This is a genomic window from Acinetobacter sp. KB005, from assembly GCF_049949095.1.
GTDB classification, from domain to species: Bacteria; Pseudomonadota; Gammaproteobacteria; order Pseudomonadales; family Moraxellaceae; genus Acinetobacter; species Acinetobacter calcoaceticus.
The window spans coordinates 2,360,739-2,379,372 of record NZ_CP188191.1 but is presented as its reverse complement, the minus strand read 5'-3'; the positions used below and the strand labels follow the sequence as shown (position 1 = coordinate 2,379,372).

General features: G+C 41.4%; 13 protein-coding genes. 6 read left to right on the top strand and 7 right to left on the bottom strand.

Annotated features, from left to right (window positions below; all coding sequences use genetic code 11):
• Position 1: 1 nt before the first annotated feature.
• From ACPF64_RS11400 to ACPF64_RS11380, 5 genes are all read right to left on the bottom strand, one after another.
• A complete protein-coding gene (locus tag ACPF64_RS11400) occupies positions 2 to 1,357 on the bottom strand; it encodes an MFS transporter (protein WP_426453337.1) in 1,356 nt (451 codons plus the stop codon).
• Between the two features lie 100 nt (positions 1,358 to 1,457).
• Entirely contained in the window at positions 1,458 to 2,741 is a 1,284-nt protein-coding gene (locus ACPF64_RS11395; RefSeq protein WP_426456138.1) for a DcaP family trimeric outer membrane transporter, read from the bottom strand.
• Positions 2,742 to 3,004: 263 nt separating this feature from the next.
• The gene (locus ACPF64_RS11390; protein WP_426453335.1) at positions 3,005 to 3,694 is read right to left on the bottom strand and encodes an SAM-dependent methyltransferase; all 690 of its coding nucleotides are present in this window, start codon (positions 3,692 to 3,694) and stop codon (positions 3,005 to 3,007) included.
• 73 nt (positions 3,695 to 3,767) lie between these two features.
• A complete protein-coding gene (locus tag ACPF64_RS11385) occupies positions 3,768 to 5,462 on the bottom strand; it encodes an AMP-binding protein (protein ID WP_426453333.1) in 1,695 nt (564 codons plus the stop codon).
• A 110-nt stretch (positions 5,463 to 5,572) separates the two neighbouring features.
• Entirely contained in the window at positions 5,573 to 6,190 is a 618-nt protein-coding gene (locus tag ACPF64_RS11380; protein WP_003651165.1) for a TetR/AcrR family transcriptional regulator, read from the bottom strand.
• 144 nt (positions 6,191 to 6,334) lie between these two features.
• On the opposite strand from ACPF64_RS11380, the gene ACPF64_RS11375 reads away from it, so the two are divergent.
• From ACPF64_RS11375 to ACPF64_RS11355, 5 genes are read left to right on the top strand one after another with little or no spacing between them, the layout of a single operon-like run.
• Positions 6,335 to 7,507 (top strand): isovaleryl-CoA dehydrogenase, encoded by a 1,173-nt coding sequence (locus ACPF64_RS11375; protein WP_003651160.1) that lies wholly within the window; start codon positions 6,335 to 6,337, stop codon positions 7,505 to 7,507.
• A 24-nt stretch (positions 7,508 to 7,531) separates the two neighbouring features.
• The gene (locus ACPF64_RS11370) at positions 7,532 to 9,133 is read left to right on the top strand and encodes a carboxyl transferase domain-containing protein (RefSeq protein WP_426453331.1); all 1,602 of its coding nucleotides are present in this window, start codon (positions 7,532 to 7,534) and stop codon (positions 9,131 to 9,133) included.
• A 9-nt stretch (positions 9,134 to 9,142) separates the two neighbouring features.
• Complete coding sequence (locus tag ACPF64_RS11365) at positions 9,143 to 9,946, top strand: enoyl-CoA hydratase/isomerase family protein (RefSeq protein WP_426453329.1); 804 nt, start codon at positions 9,143 to 9,145, stop codon at positions 9,944 to 9,946.
• Between the two features lie 11 nt (positions 9,947 to 9,957).
• A complete protein-coding gene (locus ACPF64_RS11360) occupies positions 9,958 to 11,949 on the top strand; it encodes an acetyl/propionyl/methylcrotonyl-CoA carboxylase subunit alpha (protein ID WP_426453327.1) in 1,992 nt (663 codons plus the stop codon).
• Positions 11,946 to 12,848 (top strand): hydroxymethylglutaryl-CoA lyase, encoded by a 903-nt coding sequence (locus ACPF64_RS11355; protein ID WP_080026766.1) that lies wholly within the window; start codon positions 11,946 to 11,948, stop codon positions 12,846 to 12,848. Before ACPF64_RS11360 ends, ACPF64_RS11355 begins: the two co-directional genes overlap by 4 nt.
• Before the next feature lie 252 nt (positions 12,849 to 13,100).
• Here ACPF64_RS11355 and ACPF64_RS11350 read toward each other — a convergent pair whose 3' ends face one another.
• Positions 13,101 to 14,042, bottom strand: a complete 942-nt coding sequence (locus tag ACPF64_RS11350) for a LysR family transcriptional regulator (RefSeq protein WP_045436204.1) — start codon at positions 14,040 to 14,042, stop codon at positions 13,101 to 13,103.
• A gap of 204 nt (positions 14,043 to 14,246) precedes the next feature.
• Here ACPF64_RS11350 and ACPF64_RS11345 point away from each other — a divergent pair, with 204 nt between their 5' ends.
• Positions 14,247 to 17,729 (top strand): indolepyruvate ferredoxin oxidoreductase family protein, encoded by a 3,483-nt coding sequence (locus tag ACPF64_RS11345; protein WP_426453324.1) that lies wholly within the window; start codon positions 14,247 to 14,249, stop codon positions 17,727 to 17,729.
• Between the two features lie 73 nt (positions 17,730 to 17,802).
• Here ACPF64_RS11345 and ACPF64_RS11340 read toward each other — a convergent pair whose 3' ends face one another.
• Positions 17,803 to 18,606, bottom strand: coding sequence for a thioesterase family protein (locus ACPF64_RS11340; RefSeq protein ID WP_209830545.1), 804 nt, complete (start codon positions 18,604 to 18,606; stop codon positions 17,803 to 17,805).
• Positions 18,607 to 18,634: the final 28 nt, after the last annotated feature.

The window sequence follows — 18,634 nt, the reverse complement described above, 5'->3', positions numbered from 1 at the left end:
ATTAGTTACCTTCTAATTCAGCGGTAAGTTTCGGTGCAATCGGCTGTTTTTCAACTGCAGGTCGTCGAAGCATCATGACTGCTAAAAAAGCAAGAATTGCAGGAATTGCGATCATTACGAAATTCATTTTATGAGGTAATTCCAAGCCTAATAACATGCCGGTTAAGATTGGCCCAACAATTGCTCCAATTCGACCAACACCGGAAGCACAGCCAATTCCAGTAGAACGCACACTTAATGGATAATATTGAGCAACGTAGCTATAAAGAAGAATTGAGGTACCAATGGTTGCTGCTCCTGCCACAGTCACCAAACCATATAAAACATAGGCTGGTGAGTTAAAGCCTAAACCGACTAATGCTAGAACACCCGCCAGCAGCATTGCCATAATTACAGGTTTTAAATGGAATTTATCAGAAAGAATCCCGCCACCGATTGAACCGATCATTGCGCCGACATTTAAGGCAAACAAGAATAAAATACTCTTTCCGAGTGAATACCCTGCTGCCAGCATGAGTTTTGGTAACCAGCTGCTTAAGGCATACACCATAAGTAAGCACATAAAGAATACTAACCAGAACATGAGTGTATTGAATGCGCGGCCTTGTTGAAATAACCCCTTTACAGAGCTACCTGTTGGAACATTATCGTCATTAAGCACTAACTGCGTATTGATCGTTAGGTTTTGTTCAGGTGAAATTTTTTGAATAATGCGCTGTGCTTGCTCAGTTTTACCAGTCTTAACTAAAAAGGTTAAAGACTCCGGTAAAAACTTCCATATAACAGGCAACAAAAATAAAGGGATACCTGCTATCAGGAACATAATTTGCCACCCCTGACTTTCAACCAAATAACTGCCAATTAATGCTGAAAGAATCCCCCCAATCGCATATCCACTAAACATGGTACCCACTAAGGTACTGCGTATACGTTTGGGTGCATATTCTGATGTGAGTGCAACTAAATTTGGCATTACCCCACCAATACCTAATCCCGCTAAGAATCGAAGCACCCCAAACTCAAGTGGACTTGATGCAAAAGCACCTAAAAAAGTAAAACCACTAAAAAGAGCGACACAAATTAAAATCACATTTTTACGGCCTATTTTGTCTGCCAAAGTTCCAAAGAACATTGCCCCAAACATCATTCCGCATAGAGCCGTACTTGCTAACATTCCCGCCTGTACAGCCGTCAATGACCACTCTTGCATTAGCAAAGGTAGTACAACGCCATAAATCACCAGATCATAACCATCAAAAACAATAATTAATAAACACCAAAGCAAAATGCTCCAGTGATAAGGTCTAAATTTGGCCTGATCAATAATTTCATTTACATTTAATTTAGATGTTGTCATTTACCCACCTCCTCTGTGAGATAAATTCATATTCAATTTTTTAAAACGACATACTGCACCCTAAAGAAAAAACAGATTATTCAAGGTTTTATTGAATTAATTAAAAATCGTAACTCGCCATCATGTTGAAGCGGTTATCGGTCCCGTTACGCCCATCAAAAGTTTCTCGTTCGCCATAAACATATTCGACACCCAAAGTAATTGGTTTGTAAGGGTTATAAAGTGCATTCACCCAGCCCTGCCAAAGTTCTTTGTTTTGAGTTGTACTAGTGCGTTGTAATTCAGCAAAACGGTTATCATCTTTGGCTTTCATATAGCCATAACCCAAGGTTGAACGAATTTGTGGCGTAAACTGATGGGTTATACCTAATGAAACTGTGTCAAATTCATTGCTATGCATATTGTTTTGATCATCTATTGCATAGCCGCTGTTACTCCATAGTAGGAAACGTCCATCTCCCTTGACATGGTAATAATCAGCTTTGAGTAATGTATCTGGCGTAATCTGATATTTCCCCCCTAGGCCTACACCCCAAGCCACTTCTTCATCATTGTTGGTTCTCTTTTCAGCCACAAAACTACGACCTGATAGCATCGAGCCATTTGTAAATTTATGGTTTAAGCGCCCTACCAAAGCTGGTAAACGCATTTTGTTATCAGGGTCTGATGTAGCGGTATATTTCGGGTCTTCAACCGATATTGCAAAGCTTGTATTTGCACTTAAGTTGTCGCTATAGCGAACCAGCGGTGATCTTAATAATGCTCCACCTACAAATGTGCCTGCATCAATCGTTTCTGGGTAATATTCTGGTGCAATAAATGTCGACCACGTTTGTCCAATGAGCCATTTATCAAAAGTTAAATAAGCATGGCGTATACGGAACTGATCACGAGTGGCTGCCCCAAAGAAGTCCATTTCTAACTTTCCACCCACATCACCCACGGCTGTTGGGGTTTTAAAATTCAACCCAAAGCGTGTCACATTAACTGTGCTGTGCAACTGATCTTTTTGTGCGCCCTCTTCAGGAGTATTTTCGAGTGGAACCCCACTAATATTGTTATACATGGTAGAAGCCCCCTTCATTTGATAAGAAGCATCTGCCCGTATATATCCATAGAGGTTAAATTCTGCACCCGACTTAGTTAACCCTTGCTGTATTGGCTGTGCAGCTTGAGGAGTTGCAGAAGTTGCTAGTTCCACTCGTCCTTGCGATAAAGATTTTTGAGCTTGTATATTTGCTTGTAGCATAGCTCGTAGTTCTTTCACTTCTTGGCGAAGTTGTTCTATTTCAGGATCTGTTTTGCCTGCAAAAGCAGAAGACACAAACAGGGCCACAGAAACCGCCAATAGGCTTTTTTGAACCGTTGTATTTAAAGCATTTATCATAAAACTTTCCTTTTTTGATCTTTAAATAGACTTAAAGATCTCGACATCCTTTTTGTTATATGCCTATCTAAAACAGGCCCTTAAAAAACTGACTTTCTTTCTCAAGAAAGACCTTCCATCATATTTTTTAGACAAAACCTCCCTAAAGCGGCATTAGGGCCACTTTTTAATTTGTTTTAAGTAAAGCTAAATCTTTTAATTTTTTTCAGTTTTCATATTCTCTTCCTCATTGAGAATATTTAGGTGTTAAGACAACATTCCTATGTCTCTACTGGCATTATTTTTTTTGCAATAAAACCCTGATAAGTCAGAACCTGTGCATAGGACTGCACGCTTTCAAAGCCAGTCTTTTGCAAAAGTTTTATATAACCTTCTGTGGTTAGGCTAAAAAAGTCTTGAGCCATACGCTCTAACATTTTCTGGCATTGCTCCTCAGTTAAGCCTTGTGCCAAACATAAATAACGTAAAGCTTGAAGCTGCTGAGGGTTTATACACGTCATTAAATCGTAGGTGAGCAAGACAGCATTTTCATTTAAGCGATCATAAATATCTTTAAAGAACGCAGGTTTTATATCATCAGCAATAAAATGCGCCACAAGAATAGACAGTGCAGCATCAAAGCAATTTTCCAGAGGCAAAGCCGAAGTTTCCCCATGTACGAAAGTCACTTGTGAAGATTTACCTAAAAGTTCAACCTGTTCTTGGGCTTTTTGAAGCATCGTTAAAGATGGATCAACTGCTGTAAATTTCCAGTTCGGATGTCTTTTAAGTAAATATTCGAGTTCATAACCCGTGCCACATCCTACAATTAATATGTGAGAGTTCGGTTTCAACACTGATTGCAAAATGGCATCCACCTGTTGATGGATCACTTCATAACCCGGAATTAATTTACGGATATGTTCGTCATATCCTTCGACTACTTTTGGGCTATTAAAGTCTTTTGCCATTTTGTTTTATCCTCTTTTCAAACTGTCTTTCAATTTATAGTTTGCTGCACTTTGACTGGGCTTTTGACTTTATTTAGTCAAAGACATTTCCTGTTAAATTAAGCTCAGCACGCATAATTTCTTGTAACTTAAACTTTTGGGCTTTGCCTGAAGCAGTCATTGGAAATTCATTAAAGAATCGGACATAGCGCGGCACTTTATTATGAGAAATGTGCTCTTTGCAGAATTGGCGAATACTATTTTCATCAATTTGATGATGTTCATGCAAAATAATACAAGCACAGAGTTCCTCACCATATCTCGCATCTGGCAAGCCTATTACCTGTACATCGCTCACATCGGGATGAGTATATAGAAAGTCTTCAATTTCTTTAGGAAAGAGATTTTCCCCACCACGAATCACGACGTCTTTAATACGACCTTTAATTTTAATAAAGCCGTCTTGGTCCATTTCTGCAATATCACCCGTATGCATCCAGCCAGCTGCATCAATCACTTCACGGGTCTTTTCTTCTTCGCCCCAATAACCAGCCATGACTGAATAACCACGAACACATAGCTCGCCTAAAGTCCCTTGCGGAACAATCTGACCTTCTAAATCGACAATTTTAATTTCAACATGCGGATGAACATGGCCAACTGTACTTACTCGTTTATCAATTGAATCGTTTACCGAACTTTGTACACTGACTGGCGAGGTTTCAGTCATACCATAACAAATCGTGATTTCAGACATATGCATTCGGTCTATGACACGCTGCATAATTTCACGTGGACATGGGCTACCAGCCATAATGCCCGTTCTTAAGCTCGACAGATCAAACTCATTAAATTGTTCATGTTCTAAAGTTGCAATAAACATGGTTGGTACGCCATATGCTGCCGTACAAAGTTCTTGATGAATGGCTTTTAACGTTTCTAAAGGATTAAATACCGCCGATGGATAGACCATCGTTGCCCCATGTGTAACACATGCTAAATTCCCCATCACCATGCCAAAACAATGAAATAACGGCACAGAAATACAGACTTTATCTTGAGGCGTTAAACGAATACCTTCACCAACAAAGTAACCATTATTTAAAATATTATGGTGGGTCAACATGGTCCCTTTTGGGTTACCCGTTGTACCAGAAGTAAATTGAATATTAATGGTTTCATCAAACTGATGTTGCTTGGTTAACTGTTTTAATTGTTCAAGCTGCTCGGAGTTTGGTGTTGTAACTAAATCACTAAAACGATGAATACCCGTATGTTGCTGGTCATCAATTTTAATCACAAATTTTAAATATGGCAGTCGTTCTGAACTGAGCACTTTATCTGAACTGTTGGTTAACTCAGGGGCAATTTTTGTGAGTAATTCTTGGTAATCAGTCGTTTTGAATTGAGAAGCAATAATCAATCCTTTGCATGAGACTTTATTCAACACATATTCAAGTTCATGGCTTTTATAAGCTGTATTTAGATTGACTAAAATAATCCCTGCTTTAAAAGCTGCAAATTGGGTTACCGTCCATTCCACACAGTTTGGTGACCAGATGGCTAACCGGTCGCCTTTTTTTAATCCCAATTTCAACAAGCTACAAGCAAAAGCATTTACTTCATCCTGTAAAGCTTTATAGGTTAATCGTCTGTTTTGATGAAAACTGACGATTGCTTCCTTTTCTGCATATTGCCGACAGGCCTGATCAAATTGTTCACCAATGGTCATACCCAATAAGGGTTGCGTGCTTGGTCCCGAGGCGTAGCTTAACCGTTCTTGTTGCATTGAATCATTCTCCTTGATTCTTTGTAATTCTCTTCGTACCTGATCTAATTGTTGTTACTGCAACTACTTTTCCAAACCGCCTACTTTGTAATGTTTATCCTTTATATGCCCTATTTCTTCTGCACAGCATCCACACAAAAGTCAGCAATCTGTTTTGAAAAATAGTCTCTGTGTGCTTGATCAAACTTTGTATTTTGAGCTGGATCTAGGGGTTCAACGACCACATAGGTCATGGCACCAACAACACAAAGTGCTGCTGTATTTAAATCATCCAAGACAAACTCACCACTTGCATTTCCATCCGCAAGTATTTTTTTCATACTTTGTTTAATCAATTGCTTCACACGAAAACGCTCATGTTCAACCGTTGAATCGACGGGTTCAAACATGAGTGAATATGCAAGCTGGGGACTATTGAGTGCCCGTTTTACAAAAGTTGCCACAGCCTTATGTAATTTCTGTTTTGCCGATAAGTCACTTTCGGTAATCGAATCAATCACCAATAGTTCTGTGTTAATGGCCTCAGACAAAACCTCAATGAGCACTTGGCTTTTATTATCGAAGTAGCGATAAACCAGACCACTTGATACACCCGCTTGCTCTGCAATTGTTTGTATTTGTGCGTCTTTAAACCCTCCCTCTGAAATTAATTTTCTGGCTGAACTCAAAATCGACTTACGATTTTGCTCCATCCGCTCTTGCATTAAAGATGATCGTTTATAGCTCATAATTTATTCTCTAACAAATAAAATGAATTGTAAATCATTTTATGAATCTGTATTCACTTTTTTAAAAAATCATTGTATGGTACATATCAAATACCCACAAAATATTTTATGGACAACAAATATAACCAATAGGATGAAAATATCATGAACCTCCGCAGCTTGAATTTCGGTCTAGATGAAACTTTAATTGCGCTTCAAGATTCAGTGGCCGCATTTTGTGCAAAGGAAATTGCACCAATTGCCCAACAAGTTGATCAAGACAACAAATTCCCTGCACATCTCTGGAAAAAATTCGGAGATATGGGCCTTTTAGGCATGACCGTCTCTGAAGAATATGGTGGTGCCAATATGGGTTATTTAGCTCATATTATTGCCATGCAAGAAATTTCTCGTGCTTCGGCAGCCATTGGCCTCTCTTACGGTGCTCATTCTAATTTATGTGTAAACCAAATTAATCGAAACGGTAACGAGCAACAAAAGCAGAAATATTTACCAAAACTGATTTCTGGCGAATATGTAGGTGCCCTTGCCATGTCTGAACCAAATGCTGGTTCTGATGTGGTTAGCATGAAATTACGTGCCGAGCAAAAAGGTGATCATTTCGTTTTAAATGGTTCAAAAATGTGGATCACCAACGGCGGTGATGCAGATGTACTTGTCGTTTATGCAAAAACTGACCCTAAAGCTGGTGCGAAAGGCATGACTGCTTTTTTAGTTGAAAAAGGCATGAAAGGCTTTAGTCATGGTAATCATTTAGACAAACTCGGTATGCGTGGCTCTAACACTTACCCACTATTTTTTGACAATGTGGAAGTGCCTGCTGAAAACGTACTGGGTGGTGTCGGTAACGGTACAAAAGTATTGATGAGTGGTTTGGACTATGAACGTGCAGTTTTAAGTGCTGGACCTTTAGGAATTATGGATGCCTGTTTAGATGTGGTGATTCCGTACTTACATCAACGCGAACAGTTTGGTCAGGCTTTAGGTGAATTCCAGCTCATGCAGGGCAAACTTGCCGATATGTATTCAACATGGTTGGCATGTAAAGCATTAGTTTATGCCGTTGGTGCTGCTTGTGACAAAGCCGACCATGACCGCAGCCTACGTAAAGATGCTGCAAGTGCCATTTTATATTCTGCTGAAAAAGCCACATGGATGGCTGGTGAAGCAATTCAAACTCTAGGCGGTAATGGTTACATCAATGAATTCCCTGCTGGGCGTTTATGGCGCGATGCAAAACTTTATGAAATTGGTGCCGGAACTTCTGAAATTCGCCGTATGTTGATTGGCCGCGAACTCTTCAATGAAACCAAATAATAATTATAAATAAGGACGCATCTTATGAACCAATTACAAAGCAAGATTAATGTTCGAAGTGAAGACTTCAAAACAAACCAGCAAGCCATGCAAACATTGGTCACAGATCTAAAACAAGTGGCCCAACGTATTGCGTTAGGCGGCGGTGAAAATGCCCGTCAAAAACATTTGGCTAGAGGGAAACTTTTACCCCGTGAACGTATTGATCAACTGATTGATGTCGGAACGGCATTTTTAGAAATTGGTCAATTGGCAGCGTACAACGTTTATGAAGATGATGTTCCTGCTGCGGGTGTGATTGCAGGTATTGGTCAAGTTAACGGCATCACTTGCATGATCGTTGCCAACGATGCAACGGTTAAAGGTGGAACGTATTACCCACTTACGGTCAAAAAGCATTTACGTGCACAAGAAATTGCCGAACAAAATCACTTGCCTTGTATTTATTTGGTGGACTCAGGTGGTGCCTATTTACCAATGCAAGATGAGGTTTTCCCTGACCGCGATCACTTCGGGCGCATTTTCTATAATCAGGCACGCATGTCGAGTCTGGGTATTGCCCAAATTGCTGTCGTAATGGGTAGCTGTACCGCAGGTGGTGCTTATGTACCAGCCATGTCTGATGAAACCATTATTGTACGTAATCAAGGTACGATTTTCTTAGGCGGTCCTCCTCTTGTAAAAGCTGCAACTGGCGAAGTAGTGAGCAGTGAAGATTTAGGTGGTGGTGATGTACACACACGTCTTTCTGGTGTGGCTGACCATTTAGCTGAAAATGATGAACATGCAATTGCGATTGCCCGTAACATTGTCGCTAACTTGAATAAGAAGCCAAATGATTTAAATAAGCAAGTTGATGAACCACTGTTTGATGCATCGGAACTCTATGGTGTGGTGCCAAGTGATGCACGTAAGCCTTTTGATATTCGTGAAGTGATTGCACGCATTGTAGATGGTTCTCGTTTTGATGAGTTTAAAACACGTTTTGGCTCAACCCTCATTACTGGTTTTGCTTCGCTTTATGGTATGCCAGTCGGCATTATTGCCAATAACGGGATTTTATTTTCAGAGTCTGCACAAAAAGGTGCCCACTTTATTGAACTGTGTACCCAGCGCAATATTCCATTGTTATTTTTGCAAAACATTACGGGCTTTATGGTCGGTCGCCAGTATGAAAACGAAGGGATTGCAAAAAATGGCGCTAAACTGGTCATGGCAGTTGCAACCGCAAATGTACCAAAACTCACCCTGATTATTGGTGGTTCGTTTGGTGCAGGTAACTACGGTATGTGTGGCCGCGCTTATTCACCACGCTTTTTATGGACATGGCCGAACTCTCGTATTTCAGTGATGGGCGGCGAACAAGCAGCCAGCGTACTTTCAACCTTAAAGCGCGATCAAATTGAGCAAAAAGGTGCCGAGTGGTCAGCACAACAAGAAGATGAGTTTAAACAACCCATTCGTGAACAATACGAACGCCAAGGCCATCCATATTATGCTTCTGCCCGCCTTTGGGATGACGGTGTAATTGACCCAGCTCAAACCCGTCAAGTACTGGGTTTAAGCCTTGCTGCTGCAATGAATGCCCCTATCCAGCCAACCAAATTTGGCGTGTTCCGCATGTAAGAGGTGTATATGAGCTATCAATTTTTACAACTCGAACAACAAGGTCAAGTTGCCTATGTTTGGCTGAATCGCCCTGAACTACACAATGCCTTCAATACAACAGTGATTGAAGAATTGCATGCTTGCTTTAAGCAAATTAATACACGTGATGATATTCGTGTTGTGGTTTTAGCTGGTCGTGGCAAAAGTTTTTCGGCAGGTGCTGACCTGAATTGGATGAAACAAGCAGGTCAAGCATCTTCAGCAGAAAATGAAGCAGATGCTCTAAAACTCGCGCAAATGTTAGATGCACTTGCAACACTGAGACAACCGACTATTGCCCGCGTTCATGGCATTGCCTTTGGTGGCGGCATGGGCTTGGCATCGGCTTGTGATATTTGCATTGCCAGCACAGATGCCAAGTTTGCAACCTCTGAAGTACGTTTAGGTCTTGCGCCATCTACCATTAGCCCATATGTGATTCGTGCAATTGGTGCAAGACAAGCCTCTCGTTACTTCTTAACTGCTGAGCGTATTTCAGCACGTGACGCCAAACAAATTGGCTTGGCACATGAAGTCGCAGATGCGGAAGACTTAGACAGAAAAGTTCAAGAAATTATTGATGCTCTATTACTTGGTGGGCCACAAGCTCAAGCTGCATCAAAACAACTCATTCAAATGGTGAGCAACCAGACCATGAGCACTGACTTGCTACAACAGACGGCGCATCATATTGCTCAAGTTCGTCAAGGTAGCGAGGCAAAAGAAGGTCTGAGTGCCTTTTTAAATAAACAACAGCCAGCGTGGACTACCACCTCAAATAACAACAATTAAGGACGATCATCATGTTTGAAAAGATTTTAATTGCGAACCGTGGTGAAATTGCCTGCCGCGTAATTCGTACTGCCAAAAAATTAGGTATCGCAACAGTTGCTGTTTACTCTGATGCAGATGCAAATGCACAACATGTCAAACTTGCAGATGAAGCCATCTATATTGGCCAGTCGCCTGCGACTCAAAGTTATTTACAAGCTGACCGCATTATTCAAGCTGCCATTGACACCGGTAGCCAAGCGATCCATCCGGGCTACGGCTTTTTATCCGAAAATGACCAGTTTGCACTTGCTTGCCAGCAACACAATATTTGCTTTATTGGCCCACCAGTCGATGCCATTTTAGCTATGGGTTTAAAAGCAACCTCTAAAGCTTTAATGGAAAAAGCAGGCGTCCCTTTAACACCGGGTTATCACGGAACCAACCAAGATGCTGACTTTTTAAAACAACAGGCAGACCGAATTGGTTATCCAGTTTTAATTAAAGCCAGTGCGGGCGGCGGTGGTAAAGGCATGAGCTTGGTTGAGCGCAGTGAAGATTTTCTGCATGCATTAGCTTCTTGTAAGCGCGAAGCTAAATCGAGCTTTGGTAATGATGATGTCTTGATTGAACGCTATGTGATTCAACCACGTCACATCGAAGTTCAAGTGTTTGGCGATACACATGGCAACTATGTACATTTGTTTGAACGTGATTGTTCCGTACAACGTCGCCATCAAAAAGTGCTAGAAGAAGCCCCTGCTCCACAAATGCCAAGCGAAAAGCTCGATGCAATGCGCCAAGCAGCAATTGATGCTGCACGTGCAGTAGATTATGTAGGTGCAGGTACGGTCGAGTTTATTGTGGAACAAGACGGTACGGCGTATTTCATGGAAATGAATACCCGCTTACAAGTCGAGCACCCAGTGACAGAAATGATTACCGGTGAAGACTTGGTTGAATGGCAACTTCGTGTAGCTTATGGCGAACCTTTACCAAAACTACAAAACGAATTACAAATTCTCGGGCATGCGCTCGAAGCACGAATCTATGCCGAAGAACCTGAAAAAGGCTTTTTACCTGCGATTGGTAAAATTGACTATTTGCACTACCCAACTCAAAACCAATATGTGCGTGTAGATAGCGGTATTGTTGAAGGCGATGAAATCACGACGTATTACGACCCAATGATTGCCAAACTGATCGTATGGGGTAAAAACCGTGAAGCTGCACTCATTCAAATGCAGCATGCTTTGAGCCAATTCCATGTGGATGGCTTAGGCAACAACATTGCTTTTCTTGAAAAAATTGTACGCAGTGAGTCTTTTAAACAAGCCAAGCTTGATACCAACCTGATTCAACGTGAACAAAACTTCTTGTTTAGCCCTGAAGATATCAAACCAGAACTTGTAGTGGCAGCAGCATTTATTGAGTTTTTAAGTAAACTCGAAAACAATCGCTCAAGCCAAAAACAGCTTTGGCAGGCTCAACCACTTTGGCGCTTAAATATTGCCTATCAGCACAGCATTAAACTGAATTATTTAAACCAAAATATTCAAATCAAATTTGCCTCACATGAGGATGGCTTCACCGCAGAATATAACGGACAAAGCTACCCGATTTCAGGTCAATTAATTGATGCGCATACTGCCTCTGTTCAAATTGCTGGTACTCAGCAAAAGCTATCTTTTAATCAAAGTCAGCAAGGCATTACCTTATTCCAAAATGGGCAAAGCTATAAGTTTGCTTATATTCGTCAAGATTTTAATCAAGCAGATAGTCAAGCCGATGAAGGTCACCTGAAAGCCCCAATGCCGGGTGTAGTCACGCAAGTGCTGGTGAGTGCAAATCATAGCGTTAAGAAAGACGATATTTTAATGACGCTTGAAGCAATGAAAATGGAATACACCATCCGTGCCCCTAAAGACGGCGTGATTGTGGACTCCTATTTCCAAGTGGGCGATCAAGTCAAAGCTGGCGATGAGCTTGTGGAATTTCAGCCCGCTCAGGAGGAAGTTGCATGAGTGAGTTTGTCAAAATTGTGGAGGTCGGTCCGAGAGACGGCCTTCAAAACGAAAAGCAGGCTTTAACCGTCGACCAACGCTTAAACTTTATTAATGACCTGATAAATGCAGGCCTAAAATCTATTGAAGTGGGTTCATGCGTTTCGGCAAAATGGGTGCCGCAAATGGCTCAAAGTGACGAGCTATTTAAGCTGTTACCACAGACCACAGATGTGCAATTTAGCCTGCTCACCCCCAATATCAAAGGTTTTGAAACTGCTCAAGCAGTAGGATGCAAAGAAGTTGCGGTTTTTACCGCAGCTTCTGAAAGCTTTACACGTAAAAATATTAACTGCTCTATTGATGAAAGCTTTGAAAAATTTAGCGATGTCATGAGCGCAGCGAAAGCACAAAACATACGTGTGCGTGGTTATGTCTCTTGTATTGTCGATTGCCCTTATGAAGGCGCGATTGCACCTGAGCAAGTGGTGAAAGTCGTTAAACGGCTCTATGACATGGGCTGCTATGAAGTGTCTTTAGGTGAAACCATTGGCACCGCAACACCAGATCGAGTTCAAAAGGTGTGGCAAGCCTGCCTCGCTGAACTAGACAGCAAGGTTTTAGCTGGGCATTTCCACAATACCTATGGCATGGCAATTGCCAATATTTATCAGTCTTTACAGCAAGGCATTCGTGTTTTTGATTCGTCTCTTGCAGGACTTGGTGGTTGCCCTTATGCCAAAGGTGCCTCTGGCAATGTATCGACCGAAGATCTGTTTTATTTGCTGTCCCATATGGGGTTTGAAACCGGGATTGATTTAGAAAAGTTAATGCAAGCCAGCCAAAATATTAGCAATGTATTAAACCGAAAAAGCTTGTCGAATTATGCAAATGCCTATTGGCAGACGAAGTGTGCTTAGCAATAAATTAAAATAACTCAACTTCTGGTATAAGGCTGAATAGATTAGGCTAAGTACCAGATCATCCTATCTCATCTTTATCTCATTTCATTCAGGAATTGGGACTAAATCCCTCATGCAATTTATTTAAAATCTATCATACATCTCTGTATTAAATGCCCCTCTCAACAGAAGCATTCTCTACCCTATTTTTATTCTAATCCGTATTATTGTTCATCCTTTTCTATCTTAATCCTTAAAAAATTTATCTCATTATTTATAAAAATAAGATGCATCCATTTCAATTCTTGGCGAAATATATTCTTCCACCCAATCCAACCATGCACGCGTTTTGGCATCAATAAAATGACGTGAAGGCAATAAGGTATAAACCCCAATATCGGGCGAACGCCACTCAGGCAAGATATGGCATAATCTTCCATTTTGAACTGCCTCTAAAGCCGAAAACATCGGCAATAACGCCACGCCCATATCCTGCTGTACAACATCTAATAATAATTCTGGGTTATCTGCAATGAGTTGCCCACCAATATCAATTTGGTAAGACTCACCATTTGCATTTAACAAGTGCCAATCTGCTGTAATCGATGGATTAACTAATCGTAAACAAGCATGGTTTTTTAAATCTTCGGGCGACTTAGGAACACCATGTTTTTCTAAATACGCAGGTGATGCACATAAAACAGAAAAAATAGTGCCAATTCTGCGGGCAACAAAGCGGGAATCTGTTAAAGATTCAGTGAGATAGAGACTCACGTCTACCCCTTTCGCCAACAGGTCCGGAACGTACTGTGATGTCGTATATTCCACCGTTAACTCGGGATAATTTTTGCAAAACTCGGCCATGACTGGAAAAACATAGTGATGCCCAAAGCTTCCCATGCTTAATACACGTAAACGCCCTTTCGGTTTAGATGCCGTTCCTGTTACTTCTGATTCTGCTTCATCCACTATTGAAATGACTTGGCGACAGCGCTCTGCATAAGTTGCACCAATATCGGTCAGAGCCTGCTGGCGCGTTGAGCGTTGTATTAATTTTGTACCTAAGCGTGTTTCTAGCTCGCTGATAAGGCGTGAAACCTGTGCTGTGGTCAGATCCATCTGCTCAGCTGCTGCTGTGAAACTCCCGCTATCAATCACTTTCAGGAATGCATGCATTGCATGCAATAGTCCACCATCGAGATTTTTGCGCATAACGTAAATATGTTTTCCTAAATTACGGATTGTTGCACCAGTTTAGATCAACCACAATGACTAAATGTACATACATTGGCACTAATTCTTTTTAAGAAGAGGAACCGATCTTTTTTTATTTCGTATGTCACTTGCTCCAAATATTCAACTGGATGTTGAAAAAAGAAAGTAGTCCGAGCTACTAAAAATTCTAAGGAGATATAAATGAACATAGCTACAAAAGTCACTCCAAATATTATTGCAACAAAGGATGTGTCACTTGAAGATAAATATATAAGTGATAACGGTACAGCATATATGACCGGCATTCAGGCACTTGTACGGTTGCCTCTTGCTCAGACTCGCCGTGACGCGATTAATGGTTATCATACTGCTGGTTTTATTTCTGGTTATCGCGGTTCTCCTGTTGGTAACTATGATAGTTTCCTTTGGCAAGTTCAAGGATTACTTAAATCCCATAATGTTGTATTTCAACCTGGTGTAAACGAAGACTTGGCTGCTACCGCAATCTGGGGCACCCAACAAGTTAATCTTTCAGGCCAAGGCAAATATGATGGAGTGTCTTCATGGTGGTATGGTAAAGGCCCGGGTGTTGACCGTTCAGGCGATGTACTCCGCCATGCTAACTTAGCTGGTACCTCTGAACGTGGTGGTGTCGTTGCTTTATTTGGTGATGACCACTCTTGTAAATCTTCTACAATCCCTCACCAGTCTGAACATGTCATGATTGGTTGTGGTATTCCAATTTTCTACCCAACATCCGTTCAACAAATTTTAGACTTTGGCGTACACGCCATTGCTGTTTCACGTTTTTCTGGCCTATGGTCTTCAATGAAGCTGGTGAGTGAAATTGTAGAAACTTCTGCTTCAGTTCATGTTGATCTAGACCGAGTTAATCCAGTTATACCAGAAGATGTCAATTTCCCTGCCGACGGCGTTAATATCCGTTGGCCAGATCATGGCATTCAGCAAGAAGAACGTCTTTATAAATATCGCTTACCTGCTGTTTTGGCTTATGCCCGTGCCAACAAAATCAACACCGTAACATGGCCTTGTGAAAATGCCCGTATTGGTATTGCCGCAAGTGGTAAAGGCTATTTAGATACGATTGAAGCCTTACGCATTTTAGGTATTGAAGATGAAACTGCCCAACAGCTTGGGCTACGTGTTTATCAGGTTGGTCTAATTTGGCCTTTAGAACCTCAAGGCGTTCGTGAATTTGCTGAAGGTTTACAAGAACTGATCGTTATTGAAGAAAAACGTCCAATTATTGAAGCACAAATTAAGGATGAGCTGTATTCACTTCCTGATGGCAAACGCCCACATGTGATTGGTAAAGCAACTGATGGTAAAGGTGAATGGAGTACCTCTATTGAGGAAGCACCACTCATTGGTCACTATGAGTACCAGCCTGAACCTATTGCAAAAATGCTGGCTGCTCGCTTCTTAAAACTAGATATTCCAGAAAGCCTAAAAGTACTAATCCAAAGCAGAATCGACTTACTGCTAAAAGCAGAGCAAGAATCAAAACGTGTTATTGATCTTGCTGAGCGTAAACCATATTTCTGTAGTGGTTGCCCACATAACTCTTCAACAGTAGTTCCTGAAGGTAGCCGTGCGCTAGGTGGTATTGGTTGCCACTATATTGCTGTTTCACTTGACCGTGGTACCGAAACGTTCTCTCAAATGGGTGGTGAAGGTGTAAGCTGGGTCGGTGCATCGCCATTTACCAATGAAAAACACATTTTTGCTAACCTTGGTGACGGAACTTACTTCCACTCAGGTTACTTAGCAATTCGTCAGTCCATCGCTGCAAAAACTAATATTACCTACAAAATCCTCTACAACGATGCGGTCGCTATGACAGGTGGTCAGCATGTAGATGGGCATTTGAGCGTTGCGCAGTTAACTCGTCAGCTTGCTGCCGAAGGTATCAAAAAACAAGTTATTGTCACTGATGAAGTTAAACTATTAAACGAAGAAGACGGTATTGCACCGGGTGTAGAAATTCGCCATCGTAATGAACTTGACGCTGTTCAACGTGAATTGCGTGAAGTTTCAGGTGTGACCGCTTTAATTTATGTACAAACCTGTGCCAGTGAAAAACGCCGTCGCCGTAAACGTGATGCATATCCTGACCCAGCTGAGCGTTTATACATTAACAGTGATATTTGCGAAGGCTGTGGCGACTGTTCGAAAAAATCAAACTGTTTATCTATTGAGCCAGTAGAGACAGCTTTAGGTACTAAGCGTCAAATTAACCAAAGTAGCTGTAATAAAGACTTCACTTGTGCTGAAGGGTTCTGCCCAAGTTTTGTGACTGTTCATACACGTGATATGAAACGTCCTGCTAAATTTGAAGGAATTGGCGCAGGCTGGCCGACATCACCAATCATTCCTCAGTTATATGATGTTCCAAGTCGTATTATGATCGGTGGTATTGGCGGTACAGGTGTTGTGACTATTGGTGCACTCCTTGGTATGGCGGCTCACCTAGAAGGCAAAGCGACACGTGTTATGGACATGGCTGGACTTGCACAAAAAGGTGGTACGGTTTATTCATACGTACAACTTGCAGCAAGTGATGAACAAATTTCTTCTACCAAAATTCCAGCAGGACAATGTGAATTACTGATTGGTGCCGATGCGGTAGTGGCTGGTGGTAGTGCTGCTCTATCTCGCTTAAGAGATGATGCTTTAGTTATTGTGAATGAAGACAGCACGCCGACTTCTGAGTTTATTAAATCTCGTGACTGGTATGCCCCTATTACCGATTTAATTGATCGTCTTCGTGGTCGTGTTCGTCAAGGTCAATTGGTTTCATTACCAGCAGCTCGCATTGCAACACAACTATTAGGCGATGCAATCTATACCAACCAGTTATTACTCGGTATGGCATGGCAATCTGGTCGTATTCCGCTATTACGTGAAAGCATTGAAAAAGCAATTCGCTTAAATGGTACTGCTGTTGAAAAGAACATCGAAGCTTTCCGCGTGGGTTGTCATCTTGCAAGTGATCCAACTTTAGCTGCACGTTTACTTGCGGCAATGCCAAAAACCAAAACGCCGCAAACGTTGGCTGAACTTGTTGAAGACCGCTCTGCTCGTCTGACAGACTATTGGAATGACGCTTATGCAACTAAATACCGTACGCTGGTAGAACTGGCTGCTAAAAAGTTACCAGAAGAATTAACTGGTACGATTGCAACCCAGCTTTATAGAGTCATGGCTTATAAAGATGAATATGAAGTTGCACGTCTGTTAACAGGTAAAAGCTTCAAAGAATCGATTGAAACACAATTCGGTAAAGGCCTACGTTTAACTTACCATCTTGCTCCACCAGCATTACTCGGCGGTCTGCAAAATGTTCGTAAACGTGCGTTTGGTTACTGGATGCGCTTCCCAATGATGATGCTTGCTCGCTTACAATGGCTTCGCGAAACTTTCCTTGACCCATTTGCACGTCAAGAAGAGCGTCAACACGAACAAGCATGGCGTGACCGTTACATTGCATTTGTTGAAGCACTTGTTGAAGCTCCAGAAAATCATAACTTGGCTGTTGCTGAACAAATTGCAAAATTACCAGCAGAAGTTCGTGGTTATGGACATATCAAAATGAAAGCAATGGATGCTGCAAAAGCGCGTTGGGATGAACTTACACCAACACTGATTAAAGTTCGTAGCTAAGAAATTGCTTAAAAATTAAATCTCGAAATAAAAAAGTCATCCTCAGGGATGACTTTTTTATTGGCTCAAAAATTTATTTAGCCATCTTACGTAAAGTTAAAATCTGCTCGCTTCTTCCAAATGGGCCATAGAGATCATGTAAAACTGCGCTTGTTAAGCCAATCCCATCCGATCCATATTGCTGAACAGTTTCCAAACCTAACCATTTACCTTGCGGATAACGGTGCATGTGGATTTGCAAATCAAGATTTGGAAACCCCCACGTAAATTCACCTTCTTGTCTTGGTACAATTCCGTTTGCGGTATCCACCATACCAATCAAATGTGCAAAATCTGTGGTCAGCTGCCCTTCAACCATTTCTTTATCATTATTTAGCCAAACGATACCTTTACCTGCGCGATGCTGATCATCAATTTTTGTCACTAATGTTTGAATAAAACCACCCGGCCATCTTTTCATACCCTTCCACTCTGTAAAAGAGTCTGGATGATGAACTGGCTGATCTTCAAGCCCAGCAATATCGGAACTGTCTTGAGTACACATTCGCCATGCTCTGGCAACAATACAGGTTTTACCTTGTGCTTGCATTTCAGCTTCTATTAGCTCAATTGTTTTTCCGGCACGAATCACTTGGGTCTTAATTGTAAATTCACCAAATGCAATAAGACCAAAAATATCAAAACTAATTCGACCAATTCGCATGCCTTGTCGTGGTGAAAACTGCTCTAACTCCGCTGCTATTAAGCCACTTGCTGGTGCCATATGCTGTTCATGAGGGTTCCAAGTGCCTTGTGCATGAACAGTTGAGCAATAATGAGCAATAACTTCACCTTGAGGACCAATTGATCTATTCAGTAATTGATAATAAGCATTCATGATTTTCTTTCCTTAGTCCTTATCGAAC

Coding starts and splice junctions, on each gene's coding strand:
- ACPF64_RS11400 (WP_426453337.1), bottom strand. CDS start 1,357: ATGACAACATCTAAATTAAATGTAAATGAAATTATTGATCAGGCCAAA.
- ACPF64_RS11390 (WP_426453335.1), bottom strand. CDS start 3,694: ATGGCAAAAGACTTTAATAGCCCAAAAGTAGTCGAAGGATATGACGAA.
- ACPF64_RS11385 (WP_426453333.1), bottom strand. CDS start 5,462: ATGCAACAAGAACGGTTAAGCTACGCCTCGGGACCAAGCACGCAACCC.
- ACPF64_RS11380 (WP_003651165.1), bottom strand. CDS start 6,190: ATGAGCTATAAACGATCATCTTTAATGCAAGAGCGGATGGAGCAAAAT.
- ACPF64_RS11375 (WP_003651160.1), top strand. CDS start 6,335: ATGAACCTCCGCAGCTTGAATTTCGGTCTAGATGAAACTTTAATTGCG.
- ACPF64_RS11370 (WP_426453331.1), top strand. CDS start 7,532: ATGAACCAATTACAAAGCAAGATTAATGTTCGAAGTGAAGACTTCAAA.
- ACPF64_RS11365 (WP_426453329.1), top strand. CDS start 9,143: ATGAGCTATCAATTTTTACAACTCGAACAACAAGGTCAAGTTGCCTAT.
- ACPF64_RS11360 (WP_426453327.1), top strand. CDS start 9,958: ATGTTTGAAAAGATTTTAATTGCGAACCGTGGTGAAATTGCCTGCCGC.
- ACPF64_RS11355 (WP_080026766.1), top strand. CDS start 11,946: ATGAGTGAGTTTGTCAAAATTGTGGAGGTCGGTCCGAGAGACGGCCTT.
- ACPF64_RS11350 (WP_045436204.1), bottom strand. CDS start 14,042: ATGCGCAAAAATCTCGATGGTGGACTATTGCATGCAATGCATGCATTC.
- ACPF64_RS11345 (WP_426453324.1), top strand. CDS start 14,247: ATGAACATAGCTACAAAAGTCACTCCAAATATTATTGCAACAAAGGAT.
- ACPF64_RS11340 (WP_209830545.1), bottom strand. CDS start 18,606: ATGAATGCTTATTATCAATTACTGAATAGATCAATTGGTCCTCAAGGT.